We start from the raw sequence: 16,396 nt of genomic DNA, 5'->3' as shown, positions 1-16,396 counted from the left end.
ATGTACGAGTACGAGAAAGACGGCGCCGAGATCTACCGCCGCTCCTTCGCCACGATCCGCGCCGAGGCCGACCTCGGCGCGCTGCCCGCCGACGTCGCCACCGTCGCCGTCCGCATGATCCACGCCTGCGGCATGACCGACCTCGTGCGGGACCTCGCGTACTCCCCCGGCGTCGTCACCCGCGCCCGCGCCGCCCTGCAGGCCGGCGCCCCCATCCTCTGCGACGCGCAGATGGTCGCCTCCGGCGTCACCCGCAAGCGGCTGCCCGCCGACAACGAGGTGCTGTGCGCGCTCGCCGACCCCGCCGTCCCCGGCCTCGCCGCCGAGCTCGGCACCACCCGCTCCGCCGCCGCCCTCGAACTGTGGCGGGACCGCCTCGAAGGCTCCGTCGTCGCCATCGGCAACGCCCCCACCGCGCTCTTCCACCTCCTGGAGATGATCGCGAAGGGCGCCCCGAAGCCCGCCGCCGTCCTCGGCATCCCCGTCGGCTTCATCGGCGCCGCCGAGTCCAAGGACGCCCTCGCCGCCAACGACCTCGGCCTCGACTACCTGGTGGTCCGCGGCCGCCGCGGCGGCAGCGCCATCACCGCCGCCGCCCTCAACGCCCTCGCGCACGAACCGGAGATCCAGCAGTGACCGTAGTGAAGGGCAAGCTGTACGGGGTCGGCCTCGGCCCCGGCGACCCGAACCTCCTCACCCTCGCCGCCGTGAAGGCCATCGCCGAGGCCGACGTCGTCGCCTACCACTCGGCCCGCCACGGCCGCTCGATAGCCCGCTCCATCGCCGCCCCCCACCTGCGCGAGGACCACGTCGAGGAGCGGCTCATGTACCCGCTCACCGTCGAGACCACCGACCACCCCGGCGGCTACCGCGGCGCCCTCGACGACTTCTACGAGGAGGCCGCCGCCCGCCTCGCCGCGCACCTCGACGCGGGCCGCACGGTCGCCGTCCTCGCCGAGGGCGACCCGCTGTTCTACGGCTCCTACCAGCACATGCACAAGCGGCTCGCGCACCGCTACGACACCACCGTCATCCCCGGCGTCACCTCCGTCAGCGCCGCCGCCGCCCGCCTCGGCGAGCCGCTGTGCGAGGCCGAGGAAGTCCTGACGATCGTCCCCGGCACCCTCCCCGAGGACGAGCTGACCGCCCGCCTCGCCGGCACCGACTCGGCGGTCGTGATGAAGCTCGGCCGCACCTTCCCGGCCGTGCGCCGCGCCCTGGAGCGGGCCGGCCGCCTGGAGGACGCGCGGTACGTGGAGCGGGCGTTCATGGCCGGCGAGCGCACCGACCGCCTCGCCGACGTGGACCCGGAGACCGTCCCGTACTTCTCGGTCGCCGTCCTCCCCTCCCGCATCGACCGGAAGAACCCGGTACGGGAGCGCGGCGAGGTCACCGTCGTCGGCACCGGCCCCGCCGGCGCGCCCTGGCTGACCCCCGAGTCCCGCGGCGCGCTCGTCAACGCCGACGTCCTCGTCGGCTACACCACCTACCTCGACCGGGTGCCGGTCCTGCGCCCCGGCCAGATCCGGCACGGCTCCGACAACAAGGTCGAGTCGGAGCGCGCCGAGTTCGCGCTCGACCTGGCCCGGCGCGGGCACAAGGTCGCGGTCGTCTCCGGCGGCGACCCGGGCGTCTTCGCCATGGCGACTGCCGTCCTGGAGGTCGCCTGCGAACCGGCGTACGCGGACGTGCCCGTCCGGGTCCTCCCGGGCGTGACCGCCGCCAACGCCGCCGCCGCCGCGGCCGGCGCCCCCCTCGGTCACGACTACGCGACGATCTCCCTCTCCGACCGCCTCAAGCCGTGGGACGTCATCGCGACCCGCCTGCGCGCGGCGGCGGAGGCCGACCTGGTCCTCGCCCTCTACAACCCCGGCTCGAAGTCCCGCACCCACCAGGTCGCCGCCGCCCGCGACCTCCTCCTGGAGGTCCGCTCCCCCGACACCCCCGTGGTCGTCGCCCGCGACGTCGGCGGCCCGGAGCAGTCGGTCCGCGTGGTGACCCTGAAGACCCTGGAACCCTCCGAGGTCGACATGCGCACTCTCCTCCTGATCGGCTCCTCCCAGACCCGAGCCGTCGAACGCGCCGACGGCCACACGATCACCTGGACCCCCCGCCGCTACGGCTGACGGAACCCGCCCCGCACCCACGCCGCCGCCTCCTCCGGGGTGGTGGCGGCCGGGACGCCCTGCGGGGACGGGGGGCGGCGGACGACGACGACCGGGACGCCGGCCTCGCGGGCGGCGGTGAGCTTGGGGGCGGTGGCGGCGGCGCCGGAGTCCTTCGTCACCAGGACGTCGACGCGGTGGCGGGCGATCAGCTCCCGCTCGCCGTCGAGGGTGAACGGGCCCCGGTCCAGGAGGACTTCGACGCGGGCCGGCATCGGGGCCGCCGGGGCGTCGACCGACCGGACCAGGAACCACTCCGGGCGGGCCGCGAAGGCCGCGAGGCCCATGCGGCCGGTGGTGAGGAAGACGCGGTCGCCGAACCCGTCGAGGGCCCGCGCCGCCTCCTCCAGGGACGCCACGTCGTGCCAGTCGTCACCGTCCCCGGGGACCCAGCCGGGGCGGCGCAGGGCCAGCAGGGGAACATGGGCGGTGGCGGCCGCCCGGGCCGCGTTGAAGCTGATCCGCTCGGCGAAGGGATGGGTGGCGTCGATGACCGCGTCCACGGCGTGCTCCCGCAGCCACGCCGCCAGCCCCTCCGGGCCGCCGAAGCCGCCGATCCTGACCTCCCCGGCCGGCAGCCGGGGCGCCGCGACCCGCCCGGCGAGCGAGCTCGTCACCCGGACGCCGGGCCGCCCCGCCAGCAGGCCGGCCAGGGCGCGGGCCTCGGTGGTCCCTCCGAGAATGAGTACGTGCACAGGAGCCCTTTCGTGAGTACCGGCGGCGGGCGCGAGGCCCAACTCAAGCACACCGGTCTGCGGCCCGGCTGGACGACCGGCGCCTGCGCGACGGCCGCGACCACCGCCGCGTACACGGCGCTGCTCACCGGCGGGTTTCCCGACCCGGTGACGATCACGCTGCCCAAGGGGCAGACCCCGTCGTTCGCCCTCACCGCGGAGTCGCTGACGGCGGACGCGGCGATGGCGGCGGTGGTGAAGGACGCGGGCGACGACCCGGACGTCACCCACGGCGCGGTGATCCGCTCGACGGTACGGCTCCTCCCGCCGGGCTCCGGTGTCGTCTTCCGGGCCGGCGAGGGCGTCGGCACGGTCACCCTTCCCGGCCTGCCCCTGGAGGTCGGCGAACCGGCGATCAACCCGGTGCCGCGGCAGCTGATGCGCGAGCACGTGGCGGAGGTCGCGGCGGCCCACGGCGCCCCCGGCGACGTCGAGATCACGCTCTCCATCGACGACGGCGCCGAGATCGCCCGCTCCACCTGGAACCCGCGCATCGGCATCCTCGGCGGCCTGTCCGTCCTCGGCACGACCGGCGTCGTCGTCCCGTACTCGTGCTCGGCCTGGATCGACTCGATCCGCCGCGGCGTCGACGTGGCCCGCGCGGCCGGCCTCACCCATGTCGCCGGCTGTACGGGCTCCACCTCCGAACGGACCGTCACCCAGGCGTACGACCTCCCGGAGCTCGCCCTCCTCGACATGGGCGACTTCGCGGGCGCCGTCCTCAAGTACCTCCGCCGCCACCCGGTCGACCGGCTGACGATCTGCGGCGGCTTCGCGAAGCTGTCCAAGCTCGCCGCCGGCCACCTGGACCTCCATTCGGCCCGTTCCCAGGTCGACAAGGCGTTCCTCGCCGGCCTGGCCCGCGAGGCCGGCGCGCCGGAGGCCCTGGCGGCGGAGGTGGCCGCCGCCAACACCGGTCTCGCCGCCCTCCGCCTCTGCGAGGCCGCCGCCGTCCCCCTGGGCGACGTGGTCGCCGCCCGCGCCCGCGACGAGGCCCTGTCCGTCCTGCGCGGCGCCCCGGTCACCGTCGACGTCCTCGCCATCGACCGCGCCGGCACCGTCGTCGGCCGCGCGACCCCGTCGGGCCCGTAGCCCCGGGAACCCTCCGCCGCACCGACCGGATGCGGGACCGGGGCGGCGAACCTAGGCTCGGCTGCGACAACCCTCACCTACAGGGAGGAATCGCCATGGCGAAGCGTGGGAACAAGAAGCGGGCGCGCAAGAAGAAGAAGGCGAACCACGGCAAGCGGCCCAACGCCTGAGGCGCCGGACCGCCGGCCGCCGGGGCCGGGGGCCGTCAGCAGGTGTGGCGGTCCCTGGCCGGGTCGTAGAGGTGGCTGTCGCGGAATGCGGAGGCGGCCAGGGTGCGGCCGACGACGATGACGGCCGTCTTCGTGATGCCGGCCGCCTTCACCTGGTCCGCGATGTCCTCCAGGGTGCCGCGCAGCACGATCTCGTCGGGGCGGCTGGCCATGGCGACGACGGCGGCGGGGCAGTCGGCGCCGTAGTGGGGGATCAGTTCGGAGACGATCCGGTCGGCGTAGCGGGCGCCGAGGTGGAGGACGAGCAGGGCGCCGCTGCGGCCGAGGGTGGCGAGGTCCTCGCCCTCCGGCATGGGGGTGGCCTGCTGGGCGATGCGGGTGAGGATGACGGTCTGGCCGACGGTCGGGACGGTCAGTTCCCGCTTCAGCGCGGCCGCGGCCGCCGCGAAGGCCGGGACGCCGGGCACGACCTCGTACGGGATGCCGGCCGCGTCGAGCCGCCGCATCTGCTCGGCCATGGCGCTGAAGACGGACGGGTCGCCGGAGTGGAGGCGGGCCACGTCGTGGCCGGCCTCGTGCGCGGCGGTGATCTCGGCGACGATCTCGTCGAGGTGCATCGACGCCGTGTCGACGAGCTTCGCGTCGGGCGGGCACTCGGCGAGCAGTTCGCGGGGCACGAGCGAGCCGGCGTAGAGGCAGACGCCGCAGGCCGCGAGGGTGCGGGCGCCGCGCACGGTGATCAGGTCGGCCGCGCCGGGGCCCGCGCCGATGAAGTAGACGGTCATTCGTGTGCAGAACCCTTCGTTACGGACCACTGGGTCACCGGCATGGCCGGGCGCCAGCCGGTGAAGCCGCCGACGGGCACGGCGGCGGAGACGGCGAGCCGGATCAGCTCGCCGCCGTGCCGGGCGTACCAGCGGGCGAGCAGCGCCTCGGACTCCAGCGTGACGGTGTTGGCGACGAGCCGGCCGCCGGCGGGGAGCGCGTCCCAGCAGGCGTCGAGCAGGCCGGGGGCGGTGAGGCCGCCGCCGACGAAGACGGCGTCGGGGGCGGGCAGGCCGGCGAGGGCGGCGGGCGCGGGGCCGGTGACGACCTTCAGCGCGGGGACGCCGAGGGCGGCGGCGTTGCGGCCGATCCGTTCGGCCCGCGCGGGCGACTTCTCGACGGCGATCGCCCGGCAGTCGCGGTGGGCGCGCATCCATTCGACGCCGATGGAGCCGGAGCCGCCGCCGACGTCCCAGAGGAGTTCGCCGGGGGCGGGTGCGAGCGCGGCGAGCGTCGCGGCGCGAACGTACCGCTTGGTGAGCTGCCCGTCGTGTTCGTACGCCTCGTCCGGCAGCCCCGGCGTGCTGCCGAGCCGCAGCGTGCCGGGGTCGCGGACGCAGTCGAGGGCCAGCACGTGCAGCGCGTCGGTGCGCGGGTGCGGCCAGTCGGCGGCGGTGGCGTCGAGGAGCCGTTCGGCGGGGCCGCCGAGCTGTTCCAGGACCCGGATCCGGGTCCCGCCCCAGCCGGCCTCGCGGAGCAGTGCCGCGACCCGGGCGGGCGTCTCGGGTCCCTCGCCGAGCAGCAGCAGCCGGCGCCCGGGGTGGAGGGCGGCGCGCAGGGCGTCCAGCGGCCGGGCGACCAGCGACAGCGTGTCGACGGCCTCCAGCGGCCAGCCGAGGCGGGCGCAGGCGTACGAGACGGAGGACGGGTGCGGGTGGACGTCCAGCTCCCGGTCGCCCGCGGCTTCGCGGAGGGTGCGGGCGATCCCGTAGAAGGAGGGGTCGCCGCTGGCGAGGACGGCGAGCGCGCGTCCGTGGTGGGCGGCGAGCAGGGCCGGGACGGCGGGGCGGAGCGGCGACGGCCAGGTGATCCGCTCGCCGCGGCAGTCGTCGGGCAGCAGTCCGAGCTGCCGGGCCCCGCCCACGATCACCTCGGCGTCGCGCAGCACCCGGCGGGCCCTCTCGGGCAGTCCGTCCCACCCGTCCGCGCCGATCCCGACGACCGACACCACCGATATCGCAGCGTTCACGTCGGGGACTTTACGTGAGAGCCGCAGGTGGACGGCACGTGGCCGTCCTCACGCCGGGGCCGGAGGAGAGGGGCGGGCGGCACCGGAAGAGAGGAGGGGGCGGCACCGGAATAGCGGGGCGGGTGGCACCGTTCCCCCAAGTGATTTAAGATTCAACCATCAGCGAGGAAACGCGAGAGGTGACCACGATGCAGTTCGGGATCTTCACCGTCGGCGACGTGACGACCGACCCCACCACCGGCCGCACCCCCACCGAGCACGAGCGCATCAAGAACACGGTCGCCATCGCGCTCAAGGCGGAGGAGGTCGGGCTCGACGTCTTCGCGACCGGCGAGCACCACAACCCGCCGTTCGTCCCGTCCTCCCCGACGACCCTCCTCGGCCACATCGCGGCCCGCACGGAGAACCTGATCCTCTCCACGTCCACGACCCTCATCACCACCAACGACCCGGTGAAGATCGCCGAGGACTACGCCACCCTCCAGCACCTCGCGGACGGGCGCGTCGACCTCATGATGGGCCGCGGCAACACCGGCCCGGTCTACCCGTGGTTCGGCCAGGACATCCGCCAGGGCATCCCGCTCGCCATCGAGAACTACGCGCTCCTCCACAAGCTGTGGAGGGAGGACGTGGTCGACTGGGAGGGCAAGTTCCGCACCGCCCTCCAGGGTTTCACCGCCACCCCGCGCCCGCTCGACGGCGTCCCGCCGTTCGTCTGGCACGGCTCCATCCGCTCCCCGGAGATCGCCGAGCAGGCGGCGTACTACGGCGACGGCTTCTTCGCCAACCACATCTTCTGGCCCAAGCAGCACACCGAGAAGATGGTCCGGCTCTACCGCCAGCGGTACGCGCACTACGGCCACGGCACCGAGGAGCAGGCCATCGTCGGCCTCGGCGGCCAGGTGTTCATGCGGAAGAACTCGCAGGACGCGGTACGGGAGTTCCGCCCGTACTTCGACAACGCCCCGGTGTACGGCCACGGCCCCTCCCTGGAGGAGTTCAGCAGCCAGACCCCGCTGACCGTCGGCTCGCCGCAGGAGGTCATCGAGCGCACCCTGTCCTTCCGCGACTACGTCGGCGACTACCAGCGCCAGCTCTTCCTCATCGACCACGCCGGACTGCCGCTCAAGACGGTCCTCGAACAGCTCGACATCCTCGGCGAGGAGGTCGTTCCGGTGCTCCGCAAGGAGTTCGCGAGCCTCCGCCCCGCCGGCGTCCCCGCCACCGCCCCGCTCCACCCCGCCGTCGTCGCCGCGAAGACCGCGAGCGCCACGGAAACCCCGGACACCACGGACACCCCGAACGCCACGAAGGAGGTCTGACGCCATGCAGACCCTGAAGCTGGTCGCCGTCTCCGCCGGCCTGAGCTCGCCGTCCTCCACCCGGCTCCTCGCCGACCGGCTCGTCCAGGCCGCCCGCTACCGGCTGGCCGAGCAGGAGTACGCCGTCGAGGCCGAGGTCGTCGAACTGCGCGACCTCGCCGTCGACATCGCGAAGAACTTCGTGACCGGCTTCCCGTCGGAGGCGCTGCAGAACGCGCTCGACAAGGTGACCGGCGCGGACGGCGTCATCGCGGTGACGCCCGTCTTCACCGCCTCCTACAGCGGCCTGTTCAAGTCCTTCTTCGACCTCGTCGACCCGGCCGCCCTCACCGGTACGCCGGTCCTCCTCGGCGCGACCGGCGGCACCGCCCGCCACAGCCTGGTCCTCGACCACGCGCTGCGCCCGCTCTTCGCCTACCTCCGCGCCCGCACCGCCCCCACCGCCGTCTACGCGGCCTCGGAGGACTGGGGCACCGGCGGCGACGAGTACACCGAGGGCCTGCCGCACCGGATCACCCGGGCGGGCGAGGAGTTCGCCGACCTGGTCGCGGCGACGGCGAACGGCCGGCCCCGGTCCGGGGACGACGAGCTCGTCCCCTTCGAGAAGCAGCTGGCCGACCTCCGCCTGGACTGAGCGGTTTGTTACGTTGTGGGTGGTTACGGTTGCCTCACGGTGACTCCCGACGACGAACGGAGGTCGGCGATGGCCGGCGGCAGGATCGTGGTGGGCGTGGACGGCTCGGAGCCGTCCCTGAAGGCACTGGCATGGGCGGCCGGCCAGGCCGCCCTCACCGGGGACGCGCTCCACGCGGTGATCAGCTGGGAGTACCCGGCGTCCTGGGCGACGCTGATGCCGGGCGTCCCGCCGGAGTTCGACCCCGAGCGGCTGGCCCGGCAGATCCTCGACCAGTCCCTCGCGGACACGCTCACCCCCGAGGAGGCCGCGGCCACCACCCGCACGGTCGTCGGCGGCAACGCGGCGCAGGCGCTGCTCGACCAGGCGCAAGGGGCGAGCCTGCTGGTGGTGGGGGACCGGGGCTACAGCGGCTTCAAGGCGGCGGTCCTCGGCTCGGTCTCCACCCACGTCACCCAGCACGCCCCCTGCCCGGTCGTCGTCGTCCGCGGCACCTGACCCCGCCCCGGGGCGCGCCCACGCCCCGGCCCTGCCGTGGGCCGCACCCGGCAGGCCCCCGCTGGGCTGCGGGCTCGGGCGCGCGGGCCGAGGATGGCGTCCATGGACATCAAGCTCGAACTCGTCGGCGTCCCGGTGACCGACGTCGACCGCGCCAAGGCCTTCTACGAGCGCGTCGGCTTCCACGCCGACCACGACGTGACCGTCAGCGAAGCGATCCGCTTCGTGCAGATGACCCCGCCCGGCTCCGCGTGCTCGATCGCGTTCGGGAGGGGCATCACCGAGATGGCCCCGGGGTCGCTGGACAACCTCCAGGTCGTCGTCGACGACATCGAGGAGGCCCACGCCGGCCTGACCGCCCGTGGCGTCGACGTCGGCGAGATCGACGACCGGCCGTGGGGGTCGTTCGTGTACTTCACGGACCCGGACGGCAACCGCTGGGCCGTCCAGCAGAAGACGCCCCGCCCGGAGCGGTAGCCGGGGCCGCCGCCCGGGTCACCTGCGGTTGCGGAGCCGCTCACCTGCGGTTGTAGAGCCGCATCGTCACCGCGCCGAAGACCGCCACCAGGACCGCCGACCAGCCCAGCGTCCACGCGACGTCCGCCGCCGGCCACGCGCCGGCCATCAGCTCCCGCACCGCCGTCGCCAGATGGGTCACCGGGTTGTTGTTGACGAACGCCTGGAGCCAGCCCGGCATGGTCCGCGGGTCGACGAACACGTTGGACAGGAAGGTCAGCGGGAAGATCACCATCATGCTGACGCCCATCACGGACTTCTCGCTGCGCAGCAGCAGCCCGAACATCGTCCAGATCCACGAGAACGCGAACGAGAAGACCAGCAGCAGCGCCACCCCGAACAGCACGCCGACCACCCCGCCGCCGGGCCGGTAGCCGATGACGAGGCCGACGGTCAGCATCACGGCGGAGGCGATCAGATAGCGCACGACGTCGCCGAGGAGATAGCCGACCATCGGCGCCGGCCGCCAGATCGGCAGCGTGCGGAAGCGGTCGAAGACGCCCTTCTCGATGTCGGTGTTGACCGAGACGCCGGTGTACATCGTGATCATCACGACCGACATCACGAGGATGCCGGGCAGCAGGAACTGCACGTACTCCGACACCGACCCGGCCAGCGCGCCCCCGAAGAGGTACGTGTACATCAGCACCATCATGACCGGGAACGCCGTCACGTCGAACAGCTGCTCCGGCACGTGCTTGATCTTCAGCATGGCCCGCCAGCCGAAGGTCAGCGACGCGGCGAGCGCGCCGGGCCGGGGCGGCCGGTCCCGGGCGACGAGCAGGGCGGCGAGTTCGTCGGCCCGGGGCGCGGCGAACTCCTCCCGGGGGACGGCGGTGTCGGTCGAGGTGGTGCCGGTACTCATGCGGCCGGCCCCTTCCGGTCGGTGAGGGCGAGGAAGACCTCGTCCAGGCTGGGCTGGCCGAGGGCGAAGTTGTCGACGGTGATCCCGGCGCGGGCCAGTTCGGCGAGGGCGCGGGCGGCCTGTTCGGCGGCGCCGAGGTCGGTGCCGTGGCCGTTGACGGTGGCGGTGAGCGCGACCGGGTCGGGGTCGAGCTGGACGGCGGCCCGGAGGGCGGTGGTGAGGATCCGCTCGGCCTCCGGGCGCTGTTCGGCGTCCCGGAGGCGCACGTGCACGGAGCCGGAGCCCACCGACGCCTTCAGCTCGCCCTTCGTGCCCTCGGCGATGACCTGGCCCCGGTCGATGACGGCGATGCGGGAGGCGAGCTGGTCGGCCTCGTCGAGGTACTGGGTGGTGAGCAGGACGGTCGTGCCCTGGGCGACGACGGCCCGCACGATGTCCCACACCTGGTTGCGGCTGCGCGGGTCGAGGCCGGTGGTCGGCTCGTCGAGGAAGAGCAGGTCGGGGGTGTTGAGGATGGACGCGGCGATGTCGATGCGGCGCCGCATGCCGCCCGAGTAGTTCTTGACCTGCCGGTCGGCGGCGTCCGCGAGCCCGAACGCGCCGAGCAGCTGGGCCGCGCGGTCGCGGGCGGCGGGCCGGGTGTGCCCGAGGAGGCGGGCGAGCAGGACGAGGTTCTCGGTGCCGGTCAGGTCCTCGTCCACGGAGGCGTACTGGCCGGTGAGGCTGACGCGGCCGCGGACGGTGTCGGCGTCCCGGACGACGTCGTTCCCGAAGACGCGGGCGTGGCCGGCGTCGGGCCGGAGGAGGGTGGCGAGCAGTTTGACGGTGGTCGTCTTGCCGGCGCCGTTGGGGCCGAGCAGTCCGTAGACGGTGCCGGCGGGGACGCGGAGGTCGACGCCGTCGACGGCGCGGTTCCCGCCGAAGACCTTGACGAGCCCGTCGGTCTCGATGGCCAAGCCAGTCATACGCCCCAGTCTCCCGCGCGCCCGCGCGCCGCGCCTGTCGGGCGCGCGGCCCCGGAACCGGTGCCGGTCAGTACGGCGCCGGGCGGCCCGTGGCGTCCTCGTGGGTGTAGAAGAGGTAGAAGGCCGCGCCGCCGACGCCCGCCGCGACCGCCAGCCCCAGCACGGTCGCGGAGAGCACGCTCGCCCGCGAGAGGCTGAACAGGAAGCCGACGGCGATGCCGGCGAGCGCGCCCCACGCCACCGCGCGCGCTTCGCGCGGGAGGGCGCGGCCGTGGGTGCGGAGCGCGTACACCGCGCCGGCGAGGAGGAGCGCGGAGACGAGGCCGAGCCACAGCTGGCCCCAGGTGAGGGCGCCGCCGTGGCGGGAGACGGTGGCGGCGTAGAGGCCGTAGGCGATGCCGAGGACGGCGGGCAGGACGGCGCCGTGGGGGATCGCGTGGTGTCGCGCGGGTACCGCTGCGTGTGCGGCCATGGCGGGGACTCCTTCATGTCGCAAAGGCGCATGTCGCGAGGGCGCATGTCGCGAGGGCGCGATGTCGCGTCACTCGTGTCCAGGGCACACCCGCCGCCCCGCCTCCCGCAAGTGGATCAGCGGCCGGCGCCGGGCCGCACCGCGACCGCGTCGATCTCGAAGAGCATCCCGGGCAGCGCCAGCGAGGCGACGCCGCTGAGCGTCTGCGCGGGGAGCCGGTCGCCGAACGCCGCGTGCAGCGCCTTGCCGAGGACCTCCAGCTTGCCGAGGTCGTGGTCGACGACGTACGAGCCGAGCCGGACGACGTGCTCGTAGCCGAGGCCGGCGCCCTCGAGCGCGAGCCGCAGGTTCGTGAGCGACAGCTCGACCTGGGCGGCGAAGTCGCCGGGGACGGGCGCGCCGGTGGCGTCGGAGGCGTACTGCCCGGCGATGAAGACGAGTTCGCCGGGGGCGGAGGCGGCGTGGCTGTAGCCGAAGGGGGCGGGGTCGTGGAGGGCGGGCGGGTTGGTGAGGGTGCGCTGGTCGGTCATGACGGGTCGTTCCCCTTCACGGTGCGGTGTCGCGGCTGGGCGGAGCCCGCGACGTATTCAGGATGCCTGACATCCAGGATCTATTCTGGACCCTACACATCCAGGATTACTCCCGCAAGAACGACCCCAAACCCCCCGCCCTCACCCGTTCGGCTCATCAGAAAAGTCGCCTTCATCCCCTTGATCCCACGATGGGCTCATGAGCCAGAACAGTGCGCAGCACAGCGCCCCCTCCCGCCCCCACAAGCCGTCCGCCTCCGAGGCGTGGGCCTCCGGCGGGACGCTCTTCGCCGGTGTCCTCATGCTCGTCACCGGCTTCATGAACGTCTTCCAGGGCATCGCCGGGATCGCCGAGGACGACGTCTACGCCCGCGTCGGCGACTACGTCTTCAAGTTCAACCTCACCACCTGGGGCTGGATCCACCTGATCGTCGGCGTCGTCGTCGCGATCGCCGGCTACGGGATCCTCAAGGGCGCCGAGTGGGGCCGGGTCGCCGGCATCGCGCTGGCCTCCCTCAACCTCCTCCTCCAGTTCCTGTTCCTGCCGTACCAGCCGTGGTGGGCGCTGCTCTCGATGGCCATCTCGGTCTTCGTGATCTGGGCCCTCGCCACGGACGACGCGTACGGCCCCGGCGCCCGCTACTGACGGCGCGCCGGACATGACGACGGCGCCCCGCCGGGCCCTCACCGCCTCGCTCCTCGTCCTCGCCGTCGCCGTCGGCACCGCCGGCTGCGACGCCGCGCGGGAGGCCGCCGGGGACCTCGCGTCCTCGGCGTCCGCCGCCGTCTCCGGCGCCGCCCGGGAGCGGATGGACCGGATCAAGGACGGCGCGAACGCCACCGGCGACGTGACCGCCGGCCCGGTCTCCGCCGACGGCGACCGCACGGCCGCCGCCGTCACCGCCGCCAACCCCCTGGACTCGACCGCCGACTACACGGTCATGGTCGTCTTCCGGGACGCGGCCGGGGCCGTCCTCGACGCGGTCGTCCTCACCGTCGACCGCGTCGCGGCCGGAACCGCCAAGTCCGGTACGGCGCGCAGCCATCGGACGCTCGACGGGGCGACGACGGCGGAGGTCGTACGGGCCCTGCGACACTGAAGGAGTGGACCGAGCCCTCACGCCGACCGGCACCCCCGGCCCCGCCGGCGGCGTCAGCCGTACGTTCACCGGCGGCGGACGCCCGCCCGCGTCCCCCCGCCCCCGCGACCGCGCCCTCGCCTGGGCCGCCGGGCCGCTGCTGGCCGTCCCGGCGGCCGTCGCCGGGTGCCGGGCGCTCGGCACCGACGGCGTCACCCCGGTCCCCCAGCTGCTCTCCTTCCTCCCCTGGCTGACCGCCCCGGCCGGGCTCGGGCTGCTGCTCGCCGCCGCCGCCCGCCGCCGGGCGCTCGCCTTCGCCGCCGCGCTCGTCGTCACCGGCACCGCCTGGGCGTCGCTGCCGTCCGCCCCGCCGCCCGCCCCCGGCCAGGCCCCGCCGGTCGCCCGGCTCCGCGTCATCGCCGCGAACGTCGAGTTCGGGCAGGCCACCGGCTCCCTCATCGACCTGGCCCGGCGCGAACGGCCCCAGGTGCTGTTCGTCTCCGAGTGCGACCCCGCCTGCGCCCGCGCCCTCACCGCCGCGCTCTCCGCGCAGCTGCCGCACCGGGTCTCCGTCGACGCGGCGGGCTCCGCCGGCTCCGTCCTGCTCAGTGCCCACCCGCTGCGCGACCGGTCCGTCGTCCCGTCCGTCATGGGGATGCCGGGCGCCACGGCGGACGTCGCGGGACGGCCGGTGCGCCTCCAGCTCGCCCACCCCATGCCGCCCGTCCCCGGCCAGGTCGCCCTCTGGAAGGCCGAACTGGCCCGCCTCCGCGACGCCGTCGCCGACCGCCCCGCCGGCGAAGCGCTCGTCCTCGCCGGCGACTTCAACGCCTCCCAGGACCACGCCGCCTACCGCGGCCTCCTCGCCGCCGGCCCGCTCCACGACGCCGCCCGCACCACCGGCGCCTCCCGCACCCCGACCTGGCCCGCCGAGGGCCCGGTCCCGCCGTACGTGCAGATCGACCACGTCGTCACCACGCCCGACCTCACCGCGACCGCCACCCGCTTCCCCGCCCTCCCCGGCAGCGACCACCGGGCCGTCGTCGCCGATCTCGACCTGCGCGACCGGCGCTGATCGGCGACGCTGGAGGCATGGACGACGAGCAGATCCTCGACGACATCGGCGCGCTCGTGGAAGAGGAGCGGGCGCTCCGGCAGCGCACCGGCGGCCTCCTCCCCGAGGAACGCACCCGGCTGGCCGAGCTGGAGGTCCGGCTCGACCAGTGCTGGGACCTGCTGAGGCAGCGGCGCGCCAAGGCGGAGTTCGGCGAGGACCCCGACACGGCCACCCTCCGCCCGGCCTCCGAGGTCGAGTCCTACCGCAGCTGACGCCCACCCGGACGGTTACGTTGGGGCCATGGGTCCTGCACGGCGTCACCCCGGTCGGCTGGCTCCTCCCGCGTGGCTGACGGCGGGACTGCGCCCCGCCCCCGCCCCCGTCCCCTGGGCCGCCGTCGCCCGCGCCTCGATCGCCCTCTCGGCGCCGCTCGCCGTCGGCCTCGCCGCCGGACAGCCGGCCTACGGGGCGCTCGTGTCGATGGGCGCGCTGTCCGGCGTCATCGGGGACACCGCCGACGCCTACCGGATGCGCCTCTTCAACATCGCCGTCCCCCAGCTGTTCGGCGCCCTCGGCGTCACCCTCGGCACGCTCGCGTACGGGCAGGGCTGGCTCGCGGTCGCCACGCTCACCGTCGTCGCGCTCGTCTCGGGGATGATCTCCTCCATCGGCGCGCTCGCCTCCGCCTCCGGCCTGCTGCTGCTCCTCAACGCCGTCGTCGGCGCCGGCCTCCCCATGCCGGACCCCTGGTGGAAGGCGCCGCTGCTGCTCACCGCCGGCGGCCTCGTCGTCCTTGTGCTGACCCTCCTCGGCTGGCCGCTGCGCCGCGCCGCGCCCGAACGGGCCGCGGTGGCCGCCACCTACCGGACCGTCGCCGACCTGTACGAGGCGGCGGGCTCGGAGTCGTACCAGGAGAAACGGCAGGCGGTCACCGCCTCGCTCAACCAGTCGTACGACCTGATCCTGGCCCGCCGGGCCCGCCAGCACGGCCGCACCTCCGCCCTGGCCCGGCTGCTCGCCCAGCTCAACGTCCTCGTCCCGCTCCTCGAAGCCGCCCCCGCCGCCGACCTGCGGGCCCGCCTCCACGGCCCGCTGCCGCCGGCCGTCGCCGGCACCGTCCGCGACCTCGCCGACGCCGTCGAGACCGGCCGCACCGCACCCCCCGACCCGCCGGAGCCGCTGTTCGGCCCCTCCCCGCGCCCCGCCGAGAAGGCCGTCGAGCACGCCCTCCGGTACGCCGCCACCGTCGTCCACGCCGCCGAACCCGACCCGCACAACGTCGACGACCGCCTCGGCCGCCCCGCCGCGCTCACCGTCCGCGCCCGCCGCGCCGCCCGCACCATGCTGCTGTCCGAGCCCGCCTGGCGGTACGGGCTCCGCCTCGCGCTCTGCATCGGCCTCGCCCAGGCCCTCGTCTCGCTGATCCCCGTGCCCCGCTCGTACTGGGTCGCGCTGACCGTCACCTTCGTGATGAAGCCGGACTTCGGCTCCGTGTTCTCGCGGGCCGTGCTGCGCGCCGTCGGCACCTGCCTCGGCCTCGTCGCCGCCGCCCTGGTCCTCGCCGAGGTCCCCCGCGGCTGGTGGGACGTGCCGGTGATGGCGGTGCTCGCCGCGCTGATCCCGGCGTTCACCGCGAAGGGGTACGCCTTCCAGACCGCCGCCATCACCCCCGTCATCCTGCTGCTCTCCGACGCCCTCAACCAGGAGGGCTTCGACCTCGTCCTGCCCCGCCTGTACGACTCCCTCCTCGGCTGCGCCATCGCGCTCGTCGCCGGCTACCTGCTGTGGCCGGAGTCCTGGCACGCCCGGATCGGCGACCGGCTCGCCGACGCGGTCGCGGACGCGGCGGCGTACGTGGAACGCGCCTTCGGCACCGACGCCGACGCGGGCCGGCTGCGCGCCCGCCGCGCGCTCTACCGCGACCTGTCGGCGGTCCGCTCCGAGTTCCAGCGCGCCCTCACCGAACCGCCGCCGACCGGCCCCCGCGCCGCCGCCTGGTGGCCGCTCGCCATCGCCGTCGAACGGATCCTGGACGCCACCACCGCCGCCCGCATCCGGGTCGCGCACGGCGCGCCACCGCCCGACCCGGCGGAGGTGACGGCCGTCGCGCGCGAACTGCGCGAGCTGGCCGCCGGCCTGCGCACCACCGACACCCTCGTCCCGGTCCGCACCGCGCTCCCCGGCGACGAGGACGGCGTTCTCGCCCCGCTCCGCCACGAGGTCCGCGCGGCCCGCGCCATCGCCGGACCCGAACTGCGCTGACGCACCCCGTAAACCCCTTTG

20 protein-coding genes are annotated in these 16,396 nt (G+C 74.8%); 13 read left to right on the top strand and 7 right to left on the bottom strand.

Annotation, left to right across the window (positions count from 1 at the left end; genetic code table 11):
- Together ACFVQZ_RS24110 and ACFVQZ_RS24105 are read left to right on the top strand one after the other, a co-directional pair.
- Positions 1–636: a precorrin-8X methylmutase gene (locus tag ACFVQZ_RS24110; protein ID WP_030495944.1), complete on the top strand. Its 636-nt coding sequence runs from the start codon at positions 1–3 to the stop codon at positions 634–636.
- Positions 637–641: 5 nt separating this feature from the next.
- Positions 642–2,126, top strand: a complete 1,485-nt coding sequence (locus ACFVQZ_RS24105) for a precorrin-2 C(20)-methyltransferase (RefSeq protein WP_383626020.1) — start codon at positions 642–644, stop codon at positions 2,124–2,126.
- On the opposite strand, the gene ACFVQZ_RS24100 is transcribed toward ACFVQZ_RS24105, so the two are convergent.
- Positions 2,117–2,860: a cobalt-precorrin-6A reductase gene (locus ACFVQZ_RS24100; RefSeq protein WP_383625879.1), complete on the bottom strand. Its 744-nt coding sequence runs from the start codon at positions 2,858–2,860 to the stop codon at positions 2,117–2,119. The genes ACFVQZ_RS24105 and ACFVQZ_RS24100 overlap by 10 nt on opposite strands.
- A gap of 12 nt (positions 2,861–2,872) precedes the next feature.
- Here ACFVQZ_RS24100 and ACFVQZ_RS24095 point away from each other — a divergent pair, with 12 nt between their 5' ends.
- Together ACFVQZ_RS24095 and ACFVQZ_RS24090 are read left to right on the top strand one after the other, a co-directional pair.
- Complete coding sequence (locus tag ACFVQZ_RS24095) at positions 2,873–3,991, top strand: cobalt-precorrin-5B (C(1))-methyltransferase (protein WP_383625876.1); 1,119 nt, start codon at positions 2,873–2,875, stop codon at positions 3,989–3,991.
- Between the two features lie 95 nt (positions 3,992–4,086).
- Positions 4,087–4,161: a 50S ribosomal protein bL37 gene (locus ACFVQZ_RS24090; RefSeq protein ID WP_099895366.1), complete on the top strand. Its 75-nt coding sequence runs from the start codon at positions 4,087–4,089 to the stop codon at positions 4,159–4,161.
- Between the two features lie 35 nt (positions 4,162–4,196).
- On the opposite strand, the gene cobM is transcribed toward ACFVQZ_RS24090, so the two are convergent.
- Entirely contained in the window at positions 4,197–4,946 is a 750-nt protein-coding gene (gene cobM / locus ACFVQZ_RS24085; RefSeq protein ID WP_030495948.1) for a precorrin-4 C(11)-methyltransferase, read from the bottom strand.
- Complete coding sequence (locus ACFVQZ_RS24080) at positions 4,943–6,175, bottom strand: bifunctional cobalt-precorrin-7 (C(5))-methyltransferase/cobalt-precorrin-6B (C(15))-methyltransferase (protein WP_030495949.1); 1,233 nt, start codon at positions 6,173–6,175, stop codon at positions 4,943–4,945. The genes cobM and ACFVQZ_RS24080 overlap by 4 nt, the downstream gene beginning before the upstream one ends.
- Positions 6,176–6,363: 188 nt before the next feature.
- Between ACFVQZ_RS24080 and ACFVQZ_RS24075 the strand changes: the two genes are divergently transcribed.
- The 4 genes from ACFVQZ_RS24075 to ACFVQZ_RS24060 all read left to right on the top strand — a co-directional run bounded on the left by ACFVQZ_RS24075 (position 6,364) and on the right by ACFVQZ_RS24060 (position 9,106).
- On the top strand, positions 6,364–7,497 hold the full coding sequence (locus ACFVQZ_RS24075) for an LLM class flavin-dependent oxidoreductase (protein WP_030495950.1): 1,134 nt from the start codon (positions 6,364–6,366) through the stop codon (positions 7,495–7,497).
- A 4-nt stretch (positions 7,498–7,501) separates the two neighbouring features.
- Entirely contained in the window at positions 7,502–8,131 is a 630-nt protein-coding gene (locus ACFVQZ_RS24070; RefSeq protein WP_030495951.1) for an FMN reductase, read from the top strand.
- Between the two features lie 69 nt (positions 8,132–8,200).
- A complete protein-coding gene (locus ACFVQZ_RS24065) occupies positions 8,201–8,629 on the top strand; it encodes a universal stress protein (RefSeq protein ID WP_030495952.1) in 429 nt (142 codons plus the stop codon).
- Between the two features lie 102 nt (positions 8,630–8,731).
- Entirely contained in the window at positions 8,732–9,106 is a 375-nt protein-coding gene (locus ACFVQZ_RS24060; protein WP_030495953.1) for a VOC family protein, read from the top strand.
- A gap of 40 nt (positions 9,107–9,146) precedes the next feature.
- Here the strand turns inward: ACFVQZ_RS24060 and ACFVQZ_RS24055 are convergent, their stop codons facing one another.
- The 4 genes from ACFVQZ_RS24055 to ACFVQZ_RS24040 all read right to left on the bottom strand — a co-directional run bounded on the left by ACFVQZ_RS24055 (position 9,147) and on the right by ACFVQZ_RS24040 (position 11,977).
- The gene (locus ACFVQZ_RS24055) at positions 9,147–10,010 is read right to left on the bottom strand and encodes an ABC transporter permease (RefSeq protein ID WP_383625869.1); all 864 of its coding nucleotides are present in this window, start codon (positions 10,008–10,010) and stop codon (positions 9,147–9,149) included.
- A complete protein-coding gene (locus tag ACFVQZ_RS24050; protein WP_030495955.1) occupies positions 10,007–10,975 on the bottom strand; it encodes a daunorubicin resistance protein DrrA family ABC transporter ATP-binding protein in 969 nt (322 codons plus the stop codon). The genes ACFVQZ_RS24055 and ACFVQZ_RS24050 overlap by 4 nt, the downstream gene beginning before the upstream one ends.
- Before the next feature lie 67 nt (positions 10,976–11,042).
- A complete protein-coding gene (locus tag ACFVQZ_RS24045; RefSeq protein WP_030495956.1) occupies positions 11,043–11,447 on the bottom strand; it encodes a hypothetical protein in 405 nt (134 codons plus the stop codon).
- A gap of 116 nt (positions 11,448–11,563) precedes the next feature.
- A complete protein-coding gene (locus ACFVQZ_RS24040; protein WP_030495957.1) occupies positions 11,564–11,977 on the bottom strand; it encodes a RidA family protein in 414 nt (137 codons plus the stop codon).
- Between the two features lie 199 nt (positions 11,978–12,176).
- On the opposite strand from ACFVQZ_RS24040, the gene ACFVQZ_RS24035 reads away from it, so the two are divergent.
- Genes ACFVQZ_RS24035 through ACFVQZ_RS24015 form a run of 5 tightly spaced genes read left to right on the top strand, consistent with a single transcriptional unit; the run spans position 12,177 to position 16,375 of the window.
- On the top strand, positions 12,177–12,623 hold the full coding sequence (locus tag ACFVQZ_RS24035) for a hypothetical protein (protein WP_030495958.1): 447 nt from the start codon (positions 12,177–12,179) through the stop codon (positions 12,621–12,623).
- 13 nt (positions 12,624–12,636) lie between these two features.
- Positions 12,637–13,077 carry a hypothetical protein gene (locus ACFVQZ_RS24030; RefSeq protein WP_383625863.1) on the top strand — a complete coding sequence of 147 codons (441 nt, stop codon included), beginning with the start codon at positions 12,637–12,639 and terminating at the stop codon, positions 13,075–13,077.
- Between the two features lie 4 nt (positions 13,078–13,081).
- Positions 13,082–14,131, top strand: a complete 1,050-nt coding sequence (locus tag ACFVQZ_RS24025) for an endonuclease/exonuclease/phosphatase family protein (RefSeq protein ID WP_321193007.1) — start codon at positions 13,082–13,084, stop codon at positions 14,129–14,131.
- Between the two features lie 17 nt (positions 14,132–14,148).
- Complete coding sequence (locus ACFVQZ_RS24020; RefSeq protein WP_030495961.1) at positions 14,149–14,385, top strand: DUF2630 family protein; 237 nt, start codon at positions 14,149–14,151, stop codon at positions 14,383–14,385.
- Positions 14,386–14,413: 28 nt separating this feature from the next.
- Entirely contained in the window at positions 14,414–16,375 is a 1,962-nt protein-coding gene (locus ACFVQZ_RS24015) for an FUSC family protein (protein ID WP_030495962.1), read from the top strand.
- The last annotated feature ends 21 nt before the right edge of the window (positions 16,376–16,396 follow it).

Source organism: Streptomyces sp. NPDC057854 (assembly GCF_042797055.1).
GTDB lineage: Bacteria > Actinomycetota > Actinomycetes > Streptomycetales > Streptomycetaceae > Streptomyces.
The sequence above is the reverse complement of the archived record's forward strand: the minus strand, read 5'-3'. Positions and strand labels throughout refer to the sequence as shown.

Bases quoted from the DNA above. Each gene is read 5' to 3' on its own strand.
- ACFVQZ_RS24070 (WP_030495951.1), top strand. From the start codon at position 7,502: ATGCAGACCCTGAAGCTGGTCGCCGTCTCCGCCGGCCTGAGCTCGCCG.
- ACFVQZ_RS24050 (WP_030495955.1), bottom strand. From the start codon at position 10,975: ATGACTGGCTTGGCCATCGAGACCGACGGGCTCGTCAAGGTCTTCGGC.
- ACFVQZ_RS24020 (WP_030495961.1), top strand. From the start codon at position 14,149: ATGGACGACGAGCAGATCCTCGACGACATCGGCGCGCTCGTGGAAGAG.
- ACFVQZ_RS24065 (WP_030495952.1), top strand. From the start codon at position 8,201: ATGGCCGGCGGCAGGATCGTGGTGGGCGTGGACGGCTCGGAGCCGTCC.
- ACFVQZ_RS24035 (WP_030495958.1), top strand. From the start codon at position 12,177: ATGAGCCAGAACAGTGCGCAGCACAGCGCCCCCTCCCGCCCCCACAAG.
- cobM (WP_030495948.1), bottom strand. From the start codon at position 4,946: ATGACCGTCTACTTCATCGGCGCGGGCCCCGGCGCGGCCGACCTGATC.
- ACFVQZ_RS24075 (WP_030495950.1), top strand. From the start codon at position 6,364: ATGCAGTTCGGGATCTTCACCGTCGGCGACGTGACGACCGACCCCACC.
- ACFVQZ_RS24015 (WP_030495962.1), top strand. From the start codon at position 14,414: ATGGGTCCTGCACGGCGTCACCCCGGTCGGCTGGCTCCTCCCGCGTGG.
- ACFVQZ_RS24055 (WP_383625869.1), bottom strand. From the start codon at position 10,010: ATGAGTACCGGCACCACCTCGACCGACACCGCCGTCCCCCGGGAGGAG.
- ACFVQZ_RS24060 (WP_030495953.1), top strand. From the start codon at position 8,732: ATGGACATCAAGCTCGAACTCGTCGGCGTCCCGGTGACCGACGTCGAC.
- ACFVQZ_RS24040 (WP_030495957.1), bottom strand. From the start codon at position 11,977: ATGACCGACCAGCGCACCCTCACCAACCCGCCCGCCCTCCACGACCCC.
- ACFVQZ_RS24110 (WP_030495944.1), top strand. From the start codon at position 1: ATGTACGAGTACGAGAAAGACGGCGCCGAGATCTACCGCCGCTCCTTC.
- ACFVQZ_RS24030 (WP_383625863.1), top strand. From the start codon at position 12,637: ATGACGACGGCGCCCCGCCGGGCCCTCACCGCCTCGCTCCTCGTCCTC.
- ACFVQZ_RS24045 (WP_030495956.1), bottom strand. From the start codon at position 11,447: ATGGCCGCACACGCAGCGGTACCCGCGCGACACCACGCGATCCCCCAC.